Origin of the sequence: Streptomyces sp. TLI_053, assembly GCF_900105395.1 — a bacterium.
GTDB lineage: Bacteria > Actinomycetota > Actinomycetes > Streptomycetales > Streptomycetaceae > Kitasatospora.
On record NZ_LT629775.1, the window covers coordinates 6,708,322 to 6,725,023 of the forward strand.

Consider the following 16,702-nt stretch of genomic DNA (forward strand, 5'->3'; position numbering starts at 1 on the left):
GATGGGAGGCTGTTCCGGCCCCCGTCGCAAGGAAGTCCCGCCCGTGGCACACGTCCTGCTCCTCCACTCCGTGTACGGCCTGCGCCCCGCCGTCCAGGTTGCCGCCGACCGGCTGCGCGCCGCCGGGCACACCGTGCACACCCCCGACCTCTTCGAAGGGCGGACCTTCGACGACGTCGAGGAGGGTATGGCGTTCAAGGAGGAGATCGGCAGCGACGAACTCCTGCGCCGCGCCGTCGGGGTCGCCGCTCCGCTGCTGGGCTCCGGGACGCCGCTCGTCTACGCGGGCTTCTCGCTCGGCGGCTCGCTCGCCCAGAACCTCGCTCTCGCCGACGAGAAGGCCCTCGGCCTGCTGCTCCTGCACGGCACCTCGGACATCCGCGAGGACGCGGCCACCGCGATCCCGGTCCAGCTGCACGTGGCCGAGCCGGACCCGTTCGAGTCGGAGGACTGGCTGAACGCCTGGTACCTGGGGATGCGCAAGGCGGGCGCGGACGTGGAGGTGCACCGCTACCGCGGCGCCGGCCACCTCTTCACCGACCCGGAGCTGCCCGACTACGACGCCGAGGCGGCGGAGCAGGCGTGGGCGGTCGCGCTGGACTTCCTGGCGGAGCTGGACGCCGCGTAGGGCGTCTGTCGCGCAGGAAGTCGGCCTGGCCGACTTCCTGCGCGAGGCTCGGCGCCGGTCGGCCCGGATCTCACGGCTCCAGTCGGTGCGGGCCGCGGAACAGGAACGTGACCTCGCGAAGGCCGGGTGCGTCGAGCAGGAGCATCAGGAGCCTGCCGAGACCCAGCCCGAATCCGCCGTGGGGCGGGGTGCCGAAGCGGAAGCAGTCGAGGTAACCGGCGAGCGGCCCGATCTCCATGCCCTTCTCGCGGGCCTGGGCGACGAGGCGCTCGTGGCGGTGCTCGCGCTGGGCGCCGGTGGTGATCTCGACTCCCTTCCACAGCAGGTCGAAGGACTCGGTGACGGTCGGGTCGTCCTCGGGCCGCAGGTGGTAGAAGGGGCGGACCGAGGCGGGGAAGCGGGTGACGAACACGAACTCGTGCCCGGTCTCCTCGGCGACGAGCGCGGAGAGCCTGCGCTCGCCCTCGGGGTCGAGGTCCTCCTTGACACCCTCAGGGTCCCAGCCGGTGGCCCGGAGCCGGGTGAGGGCGTCGGCCATCGTGATGCGCGGGAACGGTTGCTCGGGGACGACGACCCGGGCGCCGAAGTATTCGGCGACGGCCTCGGCATGGCGCTCCGAGACCCGCCGGAGGACCCGCCGCAGGAGCCGCTCCTCGAAGGCCATGACGTCCTCCACGCTGTCGATCCAGGCGAGTTCGGCGTCGACGCCGGTGAACTCGGTGGCATGGCGGGAGGTGAAGGAGGGCTCGGCACGGAAGACGGGGCCGATCTCGAAGACTTTGTCGATGCCGCCGGCGATCGCCGTCTGCTTGTAGAACTGCGGGGACTGCGCGAGGTAGGCGGTGCGGTCGAAGTAGTCGACCTTGAAGACCTCCGCCCCGGACTCGGAGGCGGTGCCCATGAGCTTCGGGGTGTGGAGCTCGGTGAAGCCCTCCTCGGCGGTGACCTCGCGCATGGCCTGTTCGACCGTCGTCTGGACGGCGAACACGAGCTGCTGCGAGGGCCTGCGGAGGTCGAGGAAGCGCCAGTCGAGCCGCTGGTCCGGGCCGGTCCTCTCGTCGATGGGCAGTTTCGGCTCGGCGCGCGACACGACCTCGACGCGTTCGGGGACGATCTCCAGCCCGCCGAGCCTGACCTGGGGGTTGCCGACGACCCTGCCGGTGATCTTCACGGCGGACTCGGTGGTGACGCTCTCGAAGGCCGCCTCGATCGCGTCACCCTCGCCGCCCCGGGCGTGGGTGACCTGGACGAGGCCGGTGTGGTCGCGGACCAGCACGAACTGCATGCGCCGCTGGAGGCGGAGGGTGTTGATCCAGCCGTGGACGGTGACCGTCCCGTCGAGGTGGCTGGAAAGGTCTGCGACGAGGGTACGCGTCATGGCCGGCAACTCCCTGATTGCGGGGCGCGTTGGTCGCGCCACTGGATCGGGCGGTAGACGGCCGCCCGGGGGACTGGCGTCACCATAACCGGAGGGGTCGCGCGGGTGCCTCCGGATTTATGCCCGTCGCGATGGAGCGACGGGGGACTTTGCAAAATATCGGGGGAGCCGGTCGGCCCAGGGCGGCGGTTCCGTCGGCATCGGAGGGTCATGTGGGAAGAGTTCGGCCGCCTTCGTCGGGTGCGACGAAGGCGGCCGTGGGAGTGGGTTCAGCGCAGGTGGTCGAAGGCGCCGGACTTCGCGCCGTCGAGGAGGGCGCCGATTTCGGCGCGGGTGCAGACGAGTGGGGTCCGGGTCGGGGTCTTGGAGTCTCGGATGGCGATGAACCGGCCGATCACGCCGAACTCGACGCAGTTGTCGCTGCCGCCGCTGAACGGGGACTTCTCCCAGATGACATCGGAGAAGTCGATCTCGGCGGGGTCGGGCTTGTTGATCACGTGCGCTTCTCCTTGAGCAAGCCGGTCAGATGGGCATGGGTCTCGGGCGGGCCGAGAGCGCGTGCTCGCAGGTGGTCGAAGACCTCGGTGTAGTGGTCGACCTCGTCCGCACCCTCGCAGTACACCGAGTTGGGCCCATTCTCCATCCACACGACCTCCGGGTTGGGGTCGGGAAAGCCCATCAGGACGAACGGGCCGTCGAGGCCCGGGTGAAGTCCTGCGCTGAAGGGCAGGAACTGCACGGTGATGTTCGTCCGCTCTGCCATGGCGAGCAGGTGCTCGAGTTGGCCGCAGAGTACGGCGGGTTCGGGAATCCGGTGAAGCGCCGCCTCGTCGATCACGGCCCACAGCTTGATGGCGTTCTCGGCCTCCAGCAGGTGGTGGCGGCCCATCCGTACCTCGACGAGGGCTTCGAGGTGCACCGCTACCGCGGCGCCGGGCACCTCTTCACCGACCCGGAGCTGCCCGACTACGACGCCGAGGCGGCGGAGCAGGCGTGGGCGGTCGCGCTGGACTTCCTGGCGGAGCTGGACGCCGCGTAGGGCGTCTGTCGCGCAGGAAGTCGGCGCGGCCGACTTCCTGATCTGAGCGTTCTGTTCCGGTGGTCCCTTGCTGTCCGCAAGGGGCTAACCGGGGAAGTACGAGCGAGCGGTGGGTGGGGTTGATTCGCCCGGCTTGGCGCCTGCTGTCCCTCGCTCGAACCGAGCGAGGGACAGCCGCTCATATCCGGCCGTTCCCCGGTGAGGTCGAGGGGCAGGAGCAGTAGGAAGTCGACGAGGTCGACTTCCTACTGCTGGGGCACATCGTGAAAGCCGAATCCGGTGGCTCCCTTGCGCGTGGCAAGGGAGCCACCGGGGCCGAGCTGCGTCACCGGGGGCGTGAGAAGTCGGAACGGCCGACTTCCCACGTGCAGCCGGTTGTTCCGAGGTGCACAGCCGGGATCGGAGTGGGAAGTCGCCGGTCCCGACTTCTCACTCCGAGGGAGGTCTTTCCTGGTGGCCCCTTGCTGGCTGTGGGTTCTTGGGATCGGTCTGGTGGGGGGTCCAGGTGTGTTCGGTGGTGCCGTCGGGGTGGGTGTGGGGTTCCCAGTGGCCGTGGCGGGTGATCGGGGGTGGGGGCGGGCCGATCCTGAGGGCGGTGACGATGCCGGTGATCACGGTGGCGATGGCGAGGGCGAGGAGGACGGCGAAGGCGGCGCCGACGAGGAAGGTGCTCACTCCCGGGTCACCTCGCGCAGCAGTTCGAGGAGGTTGAGGAGGGTGGAGACGGGGGCGTCGCCGAAGTCGACGAGGAGGCGGCCGTCGATGGTGCGCTCGGAGACGGTGGGGCTGGCGCGGTGCTGGTGGTGATGGAGGTGGTCTGCGCCTTGGTGGAGGTGTCCGGCTGCTGAATGGCCCGGGGGAGGATGGGGGTGTGACGAGGATGAGTGACGGGCGGTATGCGCCGGCGGGGTCGTTGATCGGGCTGGTGCAGCGGGGGCGGGGGCTCGGGGCGCGGATGGCTCTGGAGGATCCGGCGGGCGCGGCGGAGATCGTCTACGGGTGCGTCCGGTGGGACTGGCGGTGGGACTCGGTCGACGAGCGGGGGCTGTACCTGGCGCGGCTGGTGCGGGATCTGGGCTTGCCGCTCGGGCCGGTGGTGGAGGGCCTGGGCTTGGGGGAGACGGCCAATGAGCGGGCGGCCCGGGTGCTGGGGTTGCTGGCGTTGGGCGGGTCGGGGGAGGCCCGGGACGCCCTGCGGGCTTACGTGAAGGAGGGGGAGCACTGGGTCGCGGTGCTGGAGGAGATGGCGTGCCGGTGGCCGGTGGAGTGGTGGGACGACCTGGCGGAGACCGGGCGGGAGCGGGCGGAGCGGGACCCGGAGGACCGGTGGGGGGAGCCGTGGTACCGGTGGGGGCTGGCCGGTCCGGGGCCGGTGCACGGGTCCCGGGAGCGCAAGCCGTTCGCGGAGGTCGACAACGCCCGGCTGCTGGAGCTGCTGGCGGATCCCGAGGAGTCGGAGGAGCGCAGGGCCGCCGCGCTCGATGTGATCGACGACCGGGGGCCGGAGCCCGGAGTGATCCCGCTGGTGCCGTCGCTGGGCACGGCGGACGGGAAGTACATGTTGTGGCCGCTGATCGGGGTGGTCGACAAGCTCGGGGCGCTGGCGGTGCCCGCCGCGAGGGAGTGGGCCGTAGCGACGGAACCGGAGTGGTTGCGGCGGCGGGGGCACGACGTGCTGGCCGCGTGCGGGGAGGCCGAGGACGTGCCCGTGCTGGTTGCGGACCTGGAGCGGGACTGGGTGGAGCGGCGGTGGTGCGGGCCGAAGCGGACGGCCGACGGGCTGGCGCGGTTCGGGGCCGAGGCCCGTGGGGCGGTGTCTCTGCTCAGGCGATTGTGGCTGTGGACGCCGCACTCCTACGAGCGGGTCAGCTATCTGGAGGCACTCGCGGAGATCGATCCGACCGGACTGGAGTCGGTGTACGTGGAGTGCCTCTGGGACTGCGAGGGCGATGCCCGACTGCTGGGGGTCCGGCACGCGCCGGACCGGCCCGAGGTGAGGGAGCGGCTGGTGTACCTCAGGGACGACGCGCTGGAGGAGGCAGAGGTCAGGGCCGCCGCCTCGGAGAGGCTGGCGGCCCTGACGGGGTAGGGCTACAGGCCCGGGATGCGGCCGTTGCGGTAGAGGTCGACGAAGAGCTGGTGGTCGGCGCGGGCCTGAGCACCGTAGGCGTGGGCGAAGTCGACCAGCATCTGCGTGAAGCTGGCCTCGTCGCGGCCGATGGCCTCGTGGATGGCGTGCTCGGTGGAGAACGGGACCAGGGTGTGGCCGCTGGACGACTCGTCCGCCGCCGCGTGCATGGTGGCGGTGGCGCGGCCCAGGTACTCGGTGACCGCCAGCAGGTCGGGGAGCTCGTTGAGGTCCCGCCAGTCGAGGTCGGTCGCGTACGGGGACACCTCGGCGACCAGCTGGCCGCGGCCGCGCAGCGTGGTGTGGCCGAGCCAGGGGTCGCTGTGGGACTGCAGGGCGCGCTGGGAGATCACCGTGCGGTGGCCCTCGTGCTCGAAGTAGCCGGCGATGGCGGGGTCGGTGACATGGCGGGCGACCGCCGGGGTCTGGCCCTGCTTCATGTAGATGATCACGTCGTTCTCCAGGGCGTCGGTGTGCCCTTCGAGGAGGACGTTGTAGGACGGCAGGCCCGCCGAACCGATGCCGATGCCGCGGCGGCCGACCACGTCCTTGACCCGCAGGGCGGTCGGGCTGACCCGCGAGGACGGCGGCAGGGTGGCGAGGTAGCGCTCGAAGGCGGCGAGGACCTCCTTCTTGGTGGGCTCGTCCAGTGCGAACGCGCCGCCGCCGAGGCGGAAGCGGCGGTCGTAGTCCTCGACCACGGTGTCGCCGTCGAGCAGCGAGACCCGGGTCTGCAGCCTGGCCTTCCGCAGGGTGTCGAGGATCGGGCCGGTGGCGGTGTCCAGGGTGTACGGGTCGGCGTCGCCGGAAGTGACGTGGGCGGCGATCCGGGCCCGGTACGCCCCGGCGAAGGCGGTGACCAGTTCGGTGATGGTCGCGTCCGACAGGGCCTTGGCGTAGCCGATCAGGGCGAGCGAGGCGGCGAGCCGCTGGACGTCCCAGGTGAAGGCGCCGACGTAGGCCTCGTCGAAGTCGTTCACGTTGAAGACGAGCCGGCCCTCGGCGTTCAGGTAGGTGCCGAAGTTCTCCGCGTGCAGGTCGCCGTGGATCCAGACCCGGCGGGTGCGGTCGTCGAGGAAGGACGCGCCGTAGGAATCGAACGGGGCGGTGGTGAGGTCCGCGTAGTAGAGGGCGGCGGTGCCCCGGTAGAAGGCGAACGCGGAGGCGGCCATCTTGCGGAACTTCACCCGGAAGGCCGCCGGGTCCTGGGCGAGGAGTTCGCCGAACGCCGTGTCGAAGACGCCGAGGACGGTATCCGCACGGTCGGTGGCGGAGGGCGACTGATGGGGCATGGTGGCGGTTCCCTTGCGGTGGGTGGATAAGGGGAGTCGAGGGCCTGAGGGCTAGAGTAGGGAGCGTGAACGCGTGAGTGGCGGTCCGGGTCCGGTCAGTGGCTCGGGCCTTGTTCATTTCTTTCGGGAACCCTCTGTGACCTGCGCGTTCGCCGGCCCATCTGCCAGCACGAGCTACGGAGGCCCCGCCTTGAGCGATCAGCCGTTCGCGCACCTGCACGTCCACACCGAGTACTCGATGCTGGACGGCGCAGCCCGGCTGAAGCAGATGTTCAAGGAGGTCGAGCGGCTCGGGCAGACCCATGTCGCGATGACCGACCACGGCAACATGTACGGCGCCGCCGAGTTCCACCGGCAGGCCACCGACGCGGGCATCACCCCGGTGATCGGCATCGAGGCGTACGTCGCCCCGGAGTCCCGTTCGAACACCAAGCGGATCCTGTGGGGCCAGCCGCACCAGAAGAAGGACGACGTCTCGGCGTCCGGTGCCTACACCCACAAGACGATCTGGGCCCGGAACAAGGAGGGCCTGCACAACCTCTTCAAGCTGACCTCGCGCTCGTACTCCGAGGGCTGGCTGGTCAAGTGGCCGCGGATGGACAAGGAGCTGATCTCCGAACTGTCCGGCGGATTGATGGCGACCACCGGCTGTCCGTCCGGCGAGGTGCAGACCCGGCTGCGCCTCGGGCAGTTCGACGAGGCGCTGCGGTCGGCCGGCGAGTACCAGGAGATCTTCGGCAGGGAGAACTACTTCCTGGAGCTGATGGACCACGGCCTCGACATCGAGAAGCGGGTCCGGGACGGGCTGATCGAGATCGGGCGCAGGCTCGGCATCCCGCCGGTGGTCACCAACGACTCGCACTACACCACCGAGGCCGACGCGGGCGCCCACGACCTGCTGCTCTGCGTGCAGACCGGGAAGAACCTCTCCGACCCGGACCGCTTCCGGTTCGACGGCACCGGCTACTACATCAAGTCGGCCGCCGAGATGTACGCGCTGGACGGGTCCGACGCCTGGCAGGAGGGCTGCCGCAACAGCCAACTGCTGGTGGCCGAGCGGGTGGACACCGCGGGCATGTTCGAGTTCCGCAACCTGATGCCGCGCTTCCCGATCCCGGAGGGCTTCGACTCCGAGGCGGACTTCTTCCGGTCCCAGGTGTGGCAGGGCATGGAGTGGCGCTTCCCGAACGGGTACGACGACGAGCACCGCAAGCTCGCCGAGTACGAGATGGACACCATCGTGCAGATGGGGTTCCCGGCGTACTTCCTCGTGGTCGCGGACTTCATCATGTGGGCCAAGGGGCAGGGCATCGCGGTGGGCCCCGGCCGCGGTTCGGCGGCCGGTTCGCTGGTCGCCTACGCGATGGGCATCACCGACCTCGACCCGATCCCGCACGGCCTGATCTTCGAGCGCTTCCTCAACCCCGAGCGCGTCTCCATGCCCGATGTCGACATCGACTTCGACGAGCGCCGGCGCGGTGACGTGATCCGGTACGTGACCGAGAAGTGGGGATCCGACAAGGTCGCCATGATCGTCACCTACGGCACCATCAAGGCGAAGGCCGCCATCAAGGACTCCTCGCGGGTCCTCGGCTACCCCTACGCGATGGGTGACCGGATCACCAAGGCGATGCCGCCGGACGTCATGGGCAAGGGCATCCCGCTGTCCGGCATCACGGACAGCAGCCACCCGCGCTACAGCGAGGCCGGCGAGATCCGCGGGCTGTACGAGAACGACCCCGACGTGCGGAAGGTGATCGACACCGCGCGCGGCATCGAGGGCCTGATCCGCCAGCCCGGTGTGCACGCGGCGGGCGTCATCATGTCCGCCGAGCCGCTGACCGACCACATCCCGGTCTGGACCCGGCACACCGACGGCGTCACCATCACGCAGTTCGACTACCCCACCTGCGAGGGCCTCGGCCTTCTCAAGATGGACTTCCTCGGCCTGCGCAACCTGACGATCATGGACGACGCCGTCAAGGCGATCGAGAAGAACAAGGGCGTCAGGATCAACCTCCTCGAGCTGCCCCTGGACGACAAGCCGACCTACGAACTGCTGGCCCGGGGCGACACGCTGGGTGTCTTCCAGCTCGACGGCGGCCCGATGCGCTCGCTGCTGCGGCTGATGAAGCCGGACAACTTCGAGGACATCTCCGCCGTACTGGCGCTGTACCGGCCGGGCCCGATGGGCGTCAATTCGCACACCAACTACGCGCTGCGCAAGAACGGCCAGCAGGAGATCACCCCGATCCACCGGGAGCTGGAGGCTCCCCTGGAGGAGGTGCTCCGGCCCACCTACGGCCTGATCGTCTACCAGGAGCAGGTGCAGAAGGCGGCGCAGATCCTCGCCGGGTACTCGCTCGGCCAGGCCGACCTGCTGCGCCGGGCGATGGGCAAGAAGAAGAAGGAGATCCTGGAGGCGGAGTTCGTCCCGTTCCAGAAGGGCTGCCGGGAGCGCGGCTACTCGGACGCGGCGATCCAGGCGGTGTGGGACGTCCTCGTCCCCTTCTCCGGCTACGCGTTCAACAAGGCGCACACGGCGGGGTACGGGCTGGTCTCGTACTGGACGGCGTACCTCAAGGCCAACTACCCGGCCGAGTACATGTCGGGCCTGCTGACCTCGGTCAAGGACGACAAGGACAAGTCGGCGGTCTACCTCAACGAGTGCCGCAAGATGGGCATCCAGGTGCTCCCGCCGGACGTCAACGAGTCGGACTCCGACTTCACGCCGCACGGGGACACCCTGGTCCGGTTCGGCCTGACCGCCATCCGCAACGTCGGCGGGCCGGTCGTGGAGTCGATGATCCGGACCAGGAGGGCCAAGGGGAAGTTCGCCTCCTTCCCGGACTTCCTGGACAAGGTGGAGTCGGTGGTCTGCAACAAGCGGACCGTCGAGTCGCTGATCAAGGCCGGCGCCTTCGACTCGCTCGGGCACACCCGCAAGGGCCTGAGCGCGGAGTTCGAGCCGATGATCGACAACGTGGTGGGCATCAAGCGCAAGGAGGCGGAGGGGCAGTTCGACCTCTTCGGCGGTGACGCGACCAGCGACGAGCCGACCTTCGGGCTGGACGTGGTCTTCTCCGAGGAGGAGTGGGAGAAGTCCTTCCTGCTCGCCCAGGAGCGGGAGATGCTGGGCCTGTACGTCTCCTCGCACCCGCTGCACGGCATCGAGCACGTGCTCGCGGAGAAGGCGGACTGCGCGGTGGCGGAGCTCGCCGAGCGGCCGGACGGGACGATCGTCACCATCGGCGGCATCATCTCGGGCCTCCAGCGGAAGATGACCAAGCAGGGCAACGCCTGGGCGATCGCGACGGTCGAGGACCTGGCGGGCTCGATCGACTGCATGTTCTTCCCGGCCAGCTACCAGCTGGTGTCCGCGCAACTGGTCGAGGACGCGGTGGTGTTCGTCCGCGGCAAGGTGGACAAGCGGGAGGACGTGCCGCGGCTGATGGGGATGGAACTGAGCGCCCCCGACCTGTCGAACGCGCACGCCGAGCCGCCGATCGTCATCATCATCCCGGACGGCAAGGTGACGCCGCCGCTGGTGGCGCGGCTCGGCGAGGTGCTGAGCAGCCACCGGGGGACGACGGAGGTCCGGGTCCGGCTGGAGGAGGAGCACCGGACGACGCTGCTGCGGCTGGACCGGCACCGGGTGAAGTCGGACCCGGCGCTGTTCGGCGACCTCAAGCAGCTGCTCGGGCCGAGCTGTTTGGCGGCCAACGCGGCCGCCGGCACGGGGGGCTGACGCCGTCGGCGGGGGCGCCCGGACCGGGCGTCCCCGTCAGGCCCCGGCGCCCCGTCAGGCGGAGTTGCGCAGTGGGGCCGGGACAGCGGTGTGCAGGGCGGAGACGAAGGCGGAGACCGCCGGGTGGGCCCCGGCGCCGGCGCGGAAGGCGGCGCGGGTGCGGCGGTACATCGGCAGCCGGGTGAGGACGACCCCGGGCGGGGGCCGGTCGATGCCGAGGTGGGGGACCAGCGCCACGCCCTGACCGGCCGCCACCAGGGCGAGCACGGTGGCGAAGTCGTCGATCCGGTGCCTGATCCGGGGCGCGAACCCGGCGCTCTCGCAGGCCCGGACGGCCATGCTGTGGCACAGGGTGCCGGGCGGGGAGAGGATCCACGGTTCGGCGCGCTGGTCGGCGATGGTGCCGGGCGCGCGGGCGGCGAGGTACATCGGTTCGGTGAAGACGGGCCGGGTCGTCGCCAGGCCGGGTTCCGGGTCGGCCGGGACCAGGTCGTACTCGTGGACCAGGGCGACGTCGAGTTCGCCGGCCCGCAGCGCCGCCGCGACCTCGGCCGGGTCCACCTCGGTGACCATCGGCTCCAGCCCCGGGTGCCAGCCGGCGAGTTCGGCGAGCACGGCCGGGACGATGGCGCGGGCCGCCGACGGGTAGGTGCCGATCCGCAGCGGGCCGGCCAGGCCCTCGCGGGCGTGGGCGAGTTCGGCGCCCGCCTGCTCCAGCCGTTCGAGTACGGCCTCGGCGTGCCGGACCAGGTTGCGTCCGGCGGGGGTGAGGACGACCCGGCGGCCGGTGCGTTCGAGCAGCGGGACACCGGCCTCCTTCTCCAGGACGGACAGCTGCTGGGACACCGCCGAGGGGCTGAAGCTGAGCGCCTCGGCGACGGCGGCGATGGTGCCGAGGTGGGCGAGTTCGCGCAGCAGGCGCAGGCGTCGGACGTCGAGCATCGGCCCAGCTTACGAGAAGCGTCGGAAACATGAACTGGACCCGGGGGATCACCCGGCCGCAGGATCGTGGGCATGGAACTCAAGGGCATTCTCGTCCCGCTGGTCACCCCCTTCGCGGCCGACGGCTCGGTGGCGCTGGACGCGCTGGAGAAGCTCGCCGGCTCGCTGCTGGACGAGGGCGCGTCCGGTCTGGTCGCGCTCGGCACCACCGGCGAGCCGGCCACGCTGACCGCGGACGAGCGGCGGGCGGTGATCGGGGTCTGCGCGGCGGTCTGCGCCGACCGGGACGTGCCGCTGCTGGTCGGGGCGGGCGGGCCGGGCACCGCCGCGGCCGCCGAGGAGCTGGCCGGGCTGGCCGAACGGGTGCCGGGGGCGGCGGGCGCGCTGGTCACCGTGCCGTCGTTCGTCCGGCCGGGGGAGGCGGGCACCGTGGCGCACTTCCGGGCGCTGGCCGAGGCCAGTTCGGTGCCGCTGGTCTTCTACCACATCCCGTACCGGACCGGGCAGGAGCTGTCGGGCGCCGCGCTGCTGGAACTGGCCGCGCTGCCCGGGGTGGTGGGTGTGAAGTACGCCACCGGCGGGGTGGACCAGGCGGCGGTGGAGCTGCTGGCCTCCGCCCCGGCCGGGTTCTCGGTGCTGGGCGGGGACGACGCGGTGCTGGCGCCGCTGCTCGCGCTGGGCGCGGCCGGCGGCGTCCTGGCCTCCGCCCACCTCGCCACCGCGCGCTGGGTCGAGCTGGCCGAGGCGTGGCGGGCCGGGGACGCGGCCCGGGCCAGGGCGCTGGGCCACCGGCTGGCCGGGCTGGCGGTGGCGGCCTTCGCGGCGCCGAACCCGGCGGTGGTCAAGGGGGTGCTGCACGCGCAGGGGCGGATCCCGACCCCGGACGTGCGGCTGCCGCTGCTGCCGGCCGGTCCGGCGGCGGTCGAGCGGGTGCTGGAACTCCTCAGTGGTCTGGACCACTGAGGACCACAGGATGGAATGTCCGGCCGTCCGGCGCCCGTGACAAGGCATGATGGGCGGAGTGCGGCCGTGAACGGCGACATCGAACGGCGACATCAAGAGGAGCAGACGGATGAAGATCGGCATTGTCGGGGCCACCGGTCAGGTCGGCGGCGTGGTCCGCGAGATCCTGGCGGAGCGCGCGGGCCTCCCGGGCGGCGTCGGCCCGGTGGAGCAGCTGCGGCTGTTCGCCTCGGCCCGTTCGGCCGGGCGCACCCTGCCCTGGCAGGGCACCGAGATCACCGTCGAGGACGCGGCCACGGCCGACTACACCGGCCTGGACATCGTGATCTTCTCCGCCGGCGGCTCCACCTCCAAGGAGCTCGCCCCCAAGGCCGCCGCCGCGGGCGCCGTCGTCATCGACAACTCCTCCGCCTGGCGCCGCGACCCCGAGGTCCCGCTGGTCGTCTCCGAGGTCAACCCGCAGGCCCTCGCCGACCGCCCCAAGGGCATCGTCGCCAACCCGAACTGCACCACCATGGCCGCCATGCCCGTGCTGCGCCCGCTGCACGAGGAGGCCGGCCTCGCCGCCCTGGTCGTCTCCACCTACCAGGCCGTCTCCGGCAGCGGCGTGGCCGGCGTGGCCGAGCTCCACGGCCAGGCCGCCAAGGTCGTCGACAGCGCCGCCGCGCTCGCCCACGACGGCTCCGCGGTGGACTTCCCCGAGCCCCAGGTCTACAAGCGCCCGATCGCCTTCAACGTCGTCCCGCTGGCCGGCTCGATCGTCGAGGACGGCTCCAACGAGACCGACGAGGAGCAGAAGCTCCGCCACGAGAGCCGCAAGATCCTCGGCATCCCCGGGCTCAAGGTGGCCGGCACCTGCGTGCGCGTGCCGGTCTTCTCCGGCCACTCGCTGCAGATCAACGCCCGCTTCGAGCGCCCGATCAGCCCCGAGCGCGCGGTCGAGCTGCTCACCGGCGCCCCCGGCGTCGAGCTGAGCGAGATCCCCACCCCGCTCCAGGCCGCCGGCCGGGACCCGAGCTACGTCGGCCGGATCCGGGTCGACGAGACGGTCGAGAACGGCCTGTCGCTGTTCGTCTCCAACGACAACCTGCGCAAGGGCGCCGCGCTCAACGCCGTCCAGCTGGCCGAGCTGGTCGCCGCCGAGCTCCGGGGCTGACCTGCCGCATCGCGCCGAAGGGCTCCGTCCACGACCGGACGGGGCCCTTCGGCCTGTCGCGGGACAGCGGCGGAGCCCGAGGTTCGGCGGGCGGGTCAGTGGGAAAAGGTGACCCAACGATCGGGCGGCTGCGGGCACCCCCTCACCCCACCCCGCCCGGCCGCCGGGCGGAGCGCGCCCACCCCGGCACCGTCGGCCCGGCGGAGCCCCCACCCCGAGGGCGAGCGGAAAGAGGTGCGCGATGGACCGCTGTGTCGTCCTCGTGGATGCCGGATACCTGCTGGGCGCCGCCGCCAGCCTGCTCGCCGGTGACCCGTCCCGCTCCAAGGTCACCGTCGACCACATCGCGCTGATCGCCGCGCTGCGCGAACGCGCCGAGGCCGAGACCGGCCTCCCGCTGCTGCGGATCTACTGGTTCGACGCCGCGCCCGAGCGCCGCCCGATGCCCGAGCACCGGCGGCTGCGGGTCCTGCCCCGGGTCACCGTCCGGCTCGGCGCGCTCACCCGGGCCGAGGGCCGCTGGGTGCAGAAGGGCGTCGACGCCGCGATGCACGCCGAACTCTCCGAACTCGCCCGCAACCGGGCCTGCGCCGACGTCGTGCTGATCACCGGCGACGGGGACCTGCTGCCCGGCATGATGTCCGCCAAGGAGCACGGCGTCGTCGTCCACCTCTGGGCGCTCCAGGCCGCCGACGGCGACTTCAACCAGTCCGAGGACCTGGTCGGCGAGGCCGACGAACGCCGGGTGCTGGACCGCGAGTGGATCGAAGGATCGTTCAGCCTGCGCGACACCTCCAGCGTCTTCCCCGCCCCCGGCGCCCGGCACGACATCGCCAAGATCCTCGCCGCCCCGCCCGCCGCGCCGCCGGCCGGACTGCCCGGCCCGCTGCCCGCCGGGCCGGTGCCCGGCCGTCCCGCCGCCGGGGCACCCGCGGCGGCCGTCGCCACCGCGGCCGCCGCCGGTCCTGCCCCCGACGGACGCGCCCAGCCGGCCACCGCCGTCGGGCTCAAGGTCGTCCCCACCCCCAAGGACCTCGCCGGGCGCAGCGCCGACCGGCAGGCCACCACCGCCGACCGCCACCAGACCGGCCCGGTGCTGCGCTGGTCCTCCGACCGGGGCTGGATCGAGCGGCCCGCCCAGGAACCCGCCGTCACCGCCGGGGACGGCCTGCCCACCCTCGCCCAGCTCACCACGGCCGAGCAGCGCTGGGCCGACCGCGAGGAGGACATCACCTCCATCGGCGGCGACGCCCACGAGGTCGGCCAGGTCTTCGCCCGCCGCTGGACCAGCCGGGCCGGCGACGTCGAACGGCTCACCGTGCTGTGGCCCGACTACCCCCGGATCCCGCACCGGGTCGACGGCGAGCTGCTGCGCTACGCCGCCCGGTTCGGGCTGCTCGCGCACAAGGACGACCAGATCGACGAGCACGACCGGTACGCGATCCGGGCCGGGTTCTGGAAGGAGCTCGCCGCCCGTGTCCCCGGCGGGAACCTGGTCGTGGTCGACGACTGACCGCAGGCGGGGCGGCGGGGAGCGGGGCGGAACGGGCCCCGTTGTCCGGTTCGCCGGTCGCACCGCGTAGAGTCTTCGGTCGTGAGCGAGTCGGCCGGGCGGGCACCCCAGGACACCGCGCCGTGCTGCGCCGTACGCGACCTGGTGAGGACGTACCGCGCCGGGCGGGGCGGCGGCGGTGAGACGGTCCGGGCCAACGACGGCATCACCCTGACCGTCCGGCAGGGCGAGATCTTCGGCCTGCTCGGACCCAACGGCGCGGGCAAGTCCACCCTGGTCCGCCAGCTCACCGGCCTGCTGCGGCCCGACTCCGGCAGCATCGAGATCCTCGGCCACGACGTGGTCCGGCACCCCGAACGGGCCGCCCGGCTGCTCGGCTACCTCGGCCAGGAGTCCACCGCGCTCGACGAGCTGACCGTCGCCCTCGCGGCCGAGACCACCGGGCGGCTGCGCGGCCTCGGCCGGACCGAGGCCCGCGCGGCGACGGACGCGGTGATCACCGAACTGGGCCTGGAACCGCTCGCCCACCGGCCGCTCGCCAAGCTCTCCGGCGGCCAGCGCAGGCTCGCCTGCTTCGCCGCCACCCTGGTCGGCGACCGGCCGCTGCTCGTCCTCGACGAGCCGACCACCGGCATGGACCCGGTCGCCCGGCGGGCCGTCTGGTCGGCGGTCGAGCGCCGCCGGGCCGAACGCTCCACCACCGTGCTGCTGGTCACCCACAACGTGATCGAGGCGGAGACCGTACTGGACCGGGTCGCCGTGATCGACGAGGGCCGGGTGATCGCCTGCGACACCCCCGGCGGGCTCAAGGCGCTCGTCGACGGCGACGTCCGGCTCGACCTGGTCTGGCGGGACGAGGCGCCGCTGGGCGTGCCCGCCGTGGCGGCGCTGGCCGAGCGGGCCGAGCGCACCGGCCGCCGCTGGACCGTCCGCACCACTCCCGAGCAGGCCCGCGAACTGGTCTCGGCCGTCACCACCGGCCCGGCGTTCGCCGCCCTGGACGACTTCACCCTGGCCACCCCGAGCCTCGAGGACGCGTACCTCAAGCTGGGCGGCCGCCACGGAGGACTGGCCAAGTGACGCTGCTCTCGGCACCGCCGCGGACCACCCCGGCCACGGCCGGCGGACCCGCCCCGCTCGCCCCCGCCGCCCGGCTGCTGCCCGCCCTCGCGGCCGTCTACCGGGCGCAGCTCGCCCGGGCCAGGGTGGCGCGGATCCCGTTGCTGTTCGTGGCCACCTTCCAGTCGCTCGGCATCCTGGTGATGATGCGCGGTGTCGTCGACTCCGGGCAGACCTCGGCCGCCCGGTACGTGGTGGCCGGCTCCAGCGTGCTGGTGGTCGCCTTCGTGGCGCTCAACCTGCTCGCCCAGTACTTCGGGCGGCTGCGGGCCAGCGGCGGCCTGGACCACTACGCGACGCTGCCGGTGCCGGCCGCCTCGGTGGTGCTCGGCGCGGCCGCCGCGTTCGCCTCGTTCACCCTGCCGGGGGCGCTGGTCACGGCGGCCGCGGGCGCGGTCATGTTCGGGCTGCCGCTGGGGCAGCTGTGGGTGCTGCTCGCCGTGGTGCCGCTGGCCGGCGCGGCGCTGGCCGGGCTCGGCGCGGCCTGCGGGCTGCTCGCGCCCCGGCAGGAGATCGCCACCATGCTGGGGCAGCTCGGCATGTCGGCGGCGCTGCTGCTCGGTGTCCTGCCGGTCGACCACCTGCCGCAGCCGGTGCTGTGGCTGCGCGACCTGCTGCCCTCCACCTACGGGGTGGAGGCCTTCGCCCGGACGTTCCGGCCGGGCCCCGACTGGGCGGCGGTGGTCGCGGACCTCGGGGTGTGCGCCGGGGTGGGCGTGGTCTCGCTGGCCGTGGCCACCTGGGCGTACCGGCGGGCGACCCGGCGCTAGGGCTCTCCCGCGACTGTCCCCGGTCT

Annotated in this window: 14 protein-coding genes and 1 pseudogene; 9 read left to right on the top strand and 6 right to left on the bottom strand. The window is 72.3% G+C overall.

The genetic code is table 11. From position 1 onward, the window contains the following. Positions 1 to 43 precede the first annotated feature (43 nt). A complete protein-coding gene (locus BLU95_RS27840; RefSeq protein WP_231977820.1) occupies positions 44 to 628 on the top strand; it encodes a dienelactone hydrolase family protein in 585 nt (194 codons plus the stop codon). Positions 629 to 698: 70 nt separating this feature from the next. Here the strand turns inward: BLU95_RS27840 and aspS are convergent, their stop codons facing one another. The 3 genes from aspS to BLU95_RS27855 all read right to left on the bottom strand — a co-directional run bounded on the left by aspS (position 699) and on the right by BLU95_RS27855 (position 2,895). Then, on the bottom strand, positions 699 to 2,006 hold the full coding sequence (gene aspS, locus BLU95_RS27845; protein WP_093862379.1) for an aspartate--tRNA(Asn) ligase: 1,308 nt from the start codon (positions 2,004 to 2,006) through the stop codon (positions 699 to 701). A 269-nt stretch (positions 2,007 to 2,275) separates the two neighbouring features. Further along, positions 2,276 to 2,503, bottom strand: coding sequence for a DUF397 domain-containing protein (locus BLU95_RS27850; protein WP_093862380.1), 228 nt, complete (start codon positions 2,501 to 2,503; stop codon positions 2,276 to 2,278). Further along, entirely contained in the window at positions 2,500 to 2,895 is a 396-nt protein-coding gene (locus BLU95_RS27855) for a DUF5753 domain-containing protein (protein WP_093862381.1), read from the bottom strand. The genes BLU95_RS27850 and BLU95_RS27855 overlap by 4 nt, the downstream gene beginning before the upstream one ends. A 21-nt stretch (positions 2,896 to 2,916) precedes the next feature. On the opposite strand from BLU95_RS27855, the pseudogene BLU95_RS27860 reads away from it, so the two are divergent. Continuing rightward, positions 2,917 to 3,045 (top strand): annotated as a pseudogene (locus BLU95_RS27860) (dienelactone hydrolase family protein); the annotation flags it as partial. 429 nt (positions 3,046 to 3,474) lie between these two features. Here the strand turns inward: BLU95_RS27860 and BLU95_RS27865 are convergent. Beyond that, on the bottom strand, positions 3,475 to 3,720 hold the full coding sequence (locus BLU95_RS27865; protein WP_093862382.1) for a hypothetical protein: 246 nt from the start codon (positions 3,718 to 3,720) through the stop codon (positions 3,475 to 3,477). Positions 3,721 to 4,000: 280 nt separating this feature from the next. Between BLU95_RS27865 and BLU95_RS27870 the strand changes: the two genes are divergently transcribed. Continuing rightward, positions 4,001 to 5,134 carry a hypothetical protein gene (locus tag BLU95_RS27870; RefSeq protein ID WP_159425010.1) on the top strand — a complete coding sequence of 378 codons (1,134 nt, stop codon included), beginning with the start codon at positions 4,001 to 4,003 and terminating at the stop codon, positions 5,132 to 5,134. 2 nt (positions 5,135 to 5,136) lie between these two features. Here the strand turns inward: BLU95_RS27870 and BLU95_RS27875 are convergent, their stop codons facing one another. Next, positions 5,137 to 6,465 carry a DUF2252 domain-containing protein gene (locus BLU95_RS27875; protein ID WP_093862384.1) on the bottom strand — a complete coding sequence of 443 codons (1,329 nt, stop codon included), beginning with the start codon at positions 6,463 to 6,465 and terminating at the stop codon, positions 5,137 to 5,139. A 190-nt stretch (positions 6,466 to 6,655) separates the two neighbouring features. Here BLU95_RS27875 and dnaE point away from each other — a divergent pair, with 190 nt between their 5' ends. Beyond that, entirely contained in the window at positions 6,656 to 10,213 is a 3,558-nt protein-coding gene (dnaE, locus tag BLU95_RS27880; protein WP_093862385.1) for a DNA polymerase III subunit alpha, read from the top strand. A gap of 54 nt (positions 10,214 to 10,267) precedes the next feature. On the opposite strand, the gene BLU95_RS27885 is transcribed toward dnaE, so the two are convergent. Next, complete coding sequence (locus BLU95_RS27885) at positions 10,268 to 11,155, bottom strand: LysR family transcriptional regulator (RefSeq protein ID WP_093862386.1); 888 nt, start codon at positions 11,153 to 11,155, stop codon at positions 10,268 to 10,270. A gap of 72 nt (positions 11,156 to 11,227) precedes the next feature. Between BLU95_RS27885 and BLU95_RS27890 the strand changes: the two genes are divergently transcribed. The 5 genes from BLU95_RS27890 to BLU95_RS27910 all read left to right on the top strand — a co-directional run bounded on the left by BLU95_RS27890 (position 11,228) and on the right by BLU95_RS27910 (position 16,676). Next, complete coding sequence (locus tag BLU95_RS27890) at positions 11,228 to 12,118, top strand: dihydrodipicolinate synthase family protein (protein WP_093862387.1); 891 nt, start codon at positions 11,228 to 11,230, stop codon at positions 12,116 to 12,118. 109 nt (positions 12,119 to 12,227) lie between these two features. Next, positions 12,228 to 13,274 carry an aspartate-semialdehyde dehydrogenase gene (locus tag BLU95_RS27895; RefSeq protein ID WP_093862388.1) on the top strand — a complete coding sequence of 349 codons (1,047 nt, stop codon included), beginning with the start codon at positions 12,228 to 12,230 and terminating at the stop codon, positions 13,272 to 13,274. Positions 13,275 to 13,515: 241 nt separating this feature from the next. Continuing rightward, positions 13,516 to 14,787 (top strand): NYN domain-containing protein, encoded by a 1,272-nt coding sequence (locus BLU95_RS27900; RefSeq protein WP_093862389.1) that lies wholly within the window; start codon positions 13,516 to 13,518, stop codon positions 14,785 to 14,787. An 81-nt stretch (positions 14,788 to 14,868) separates the two neighbouring features. Beyond that, a complete protein-coding gene (locus tag BLU95_RS27905) occupies positions 14,869 to 15,867 on the top strand; it encodes an ABC transporter ATP-binding protein (RefSeq protein WP_093862390.1) in 999 nt (332 codons plus the stop codon). After that, on the top strand, positions 15,864 to 16,676 hold the full coding sequence (locus BLU95_RS27910) for an ABC transporter permease (protein ID WP_093862391.1): 813 nt from the start codon (positions 15,864 to 15,866) through the stop codon (positions 16,674 to 16,676). Before BLU95_RS27905 ends, BLU95_RS27910 begins: the two co-directional genes overlap by 4 nt. Positions 16,677 to 16,702: the final 26 nt, after the last annotated feature.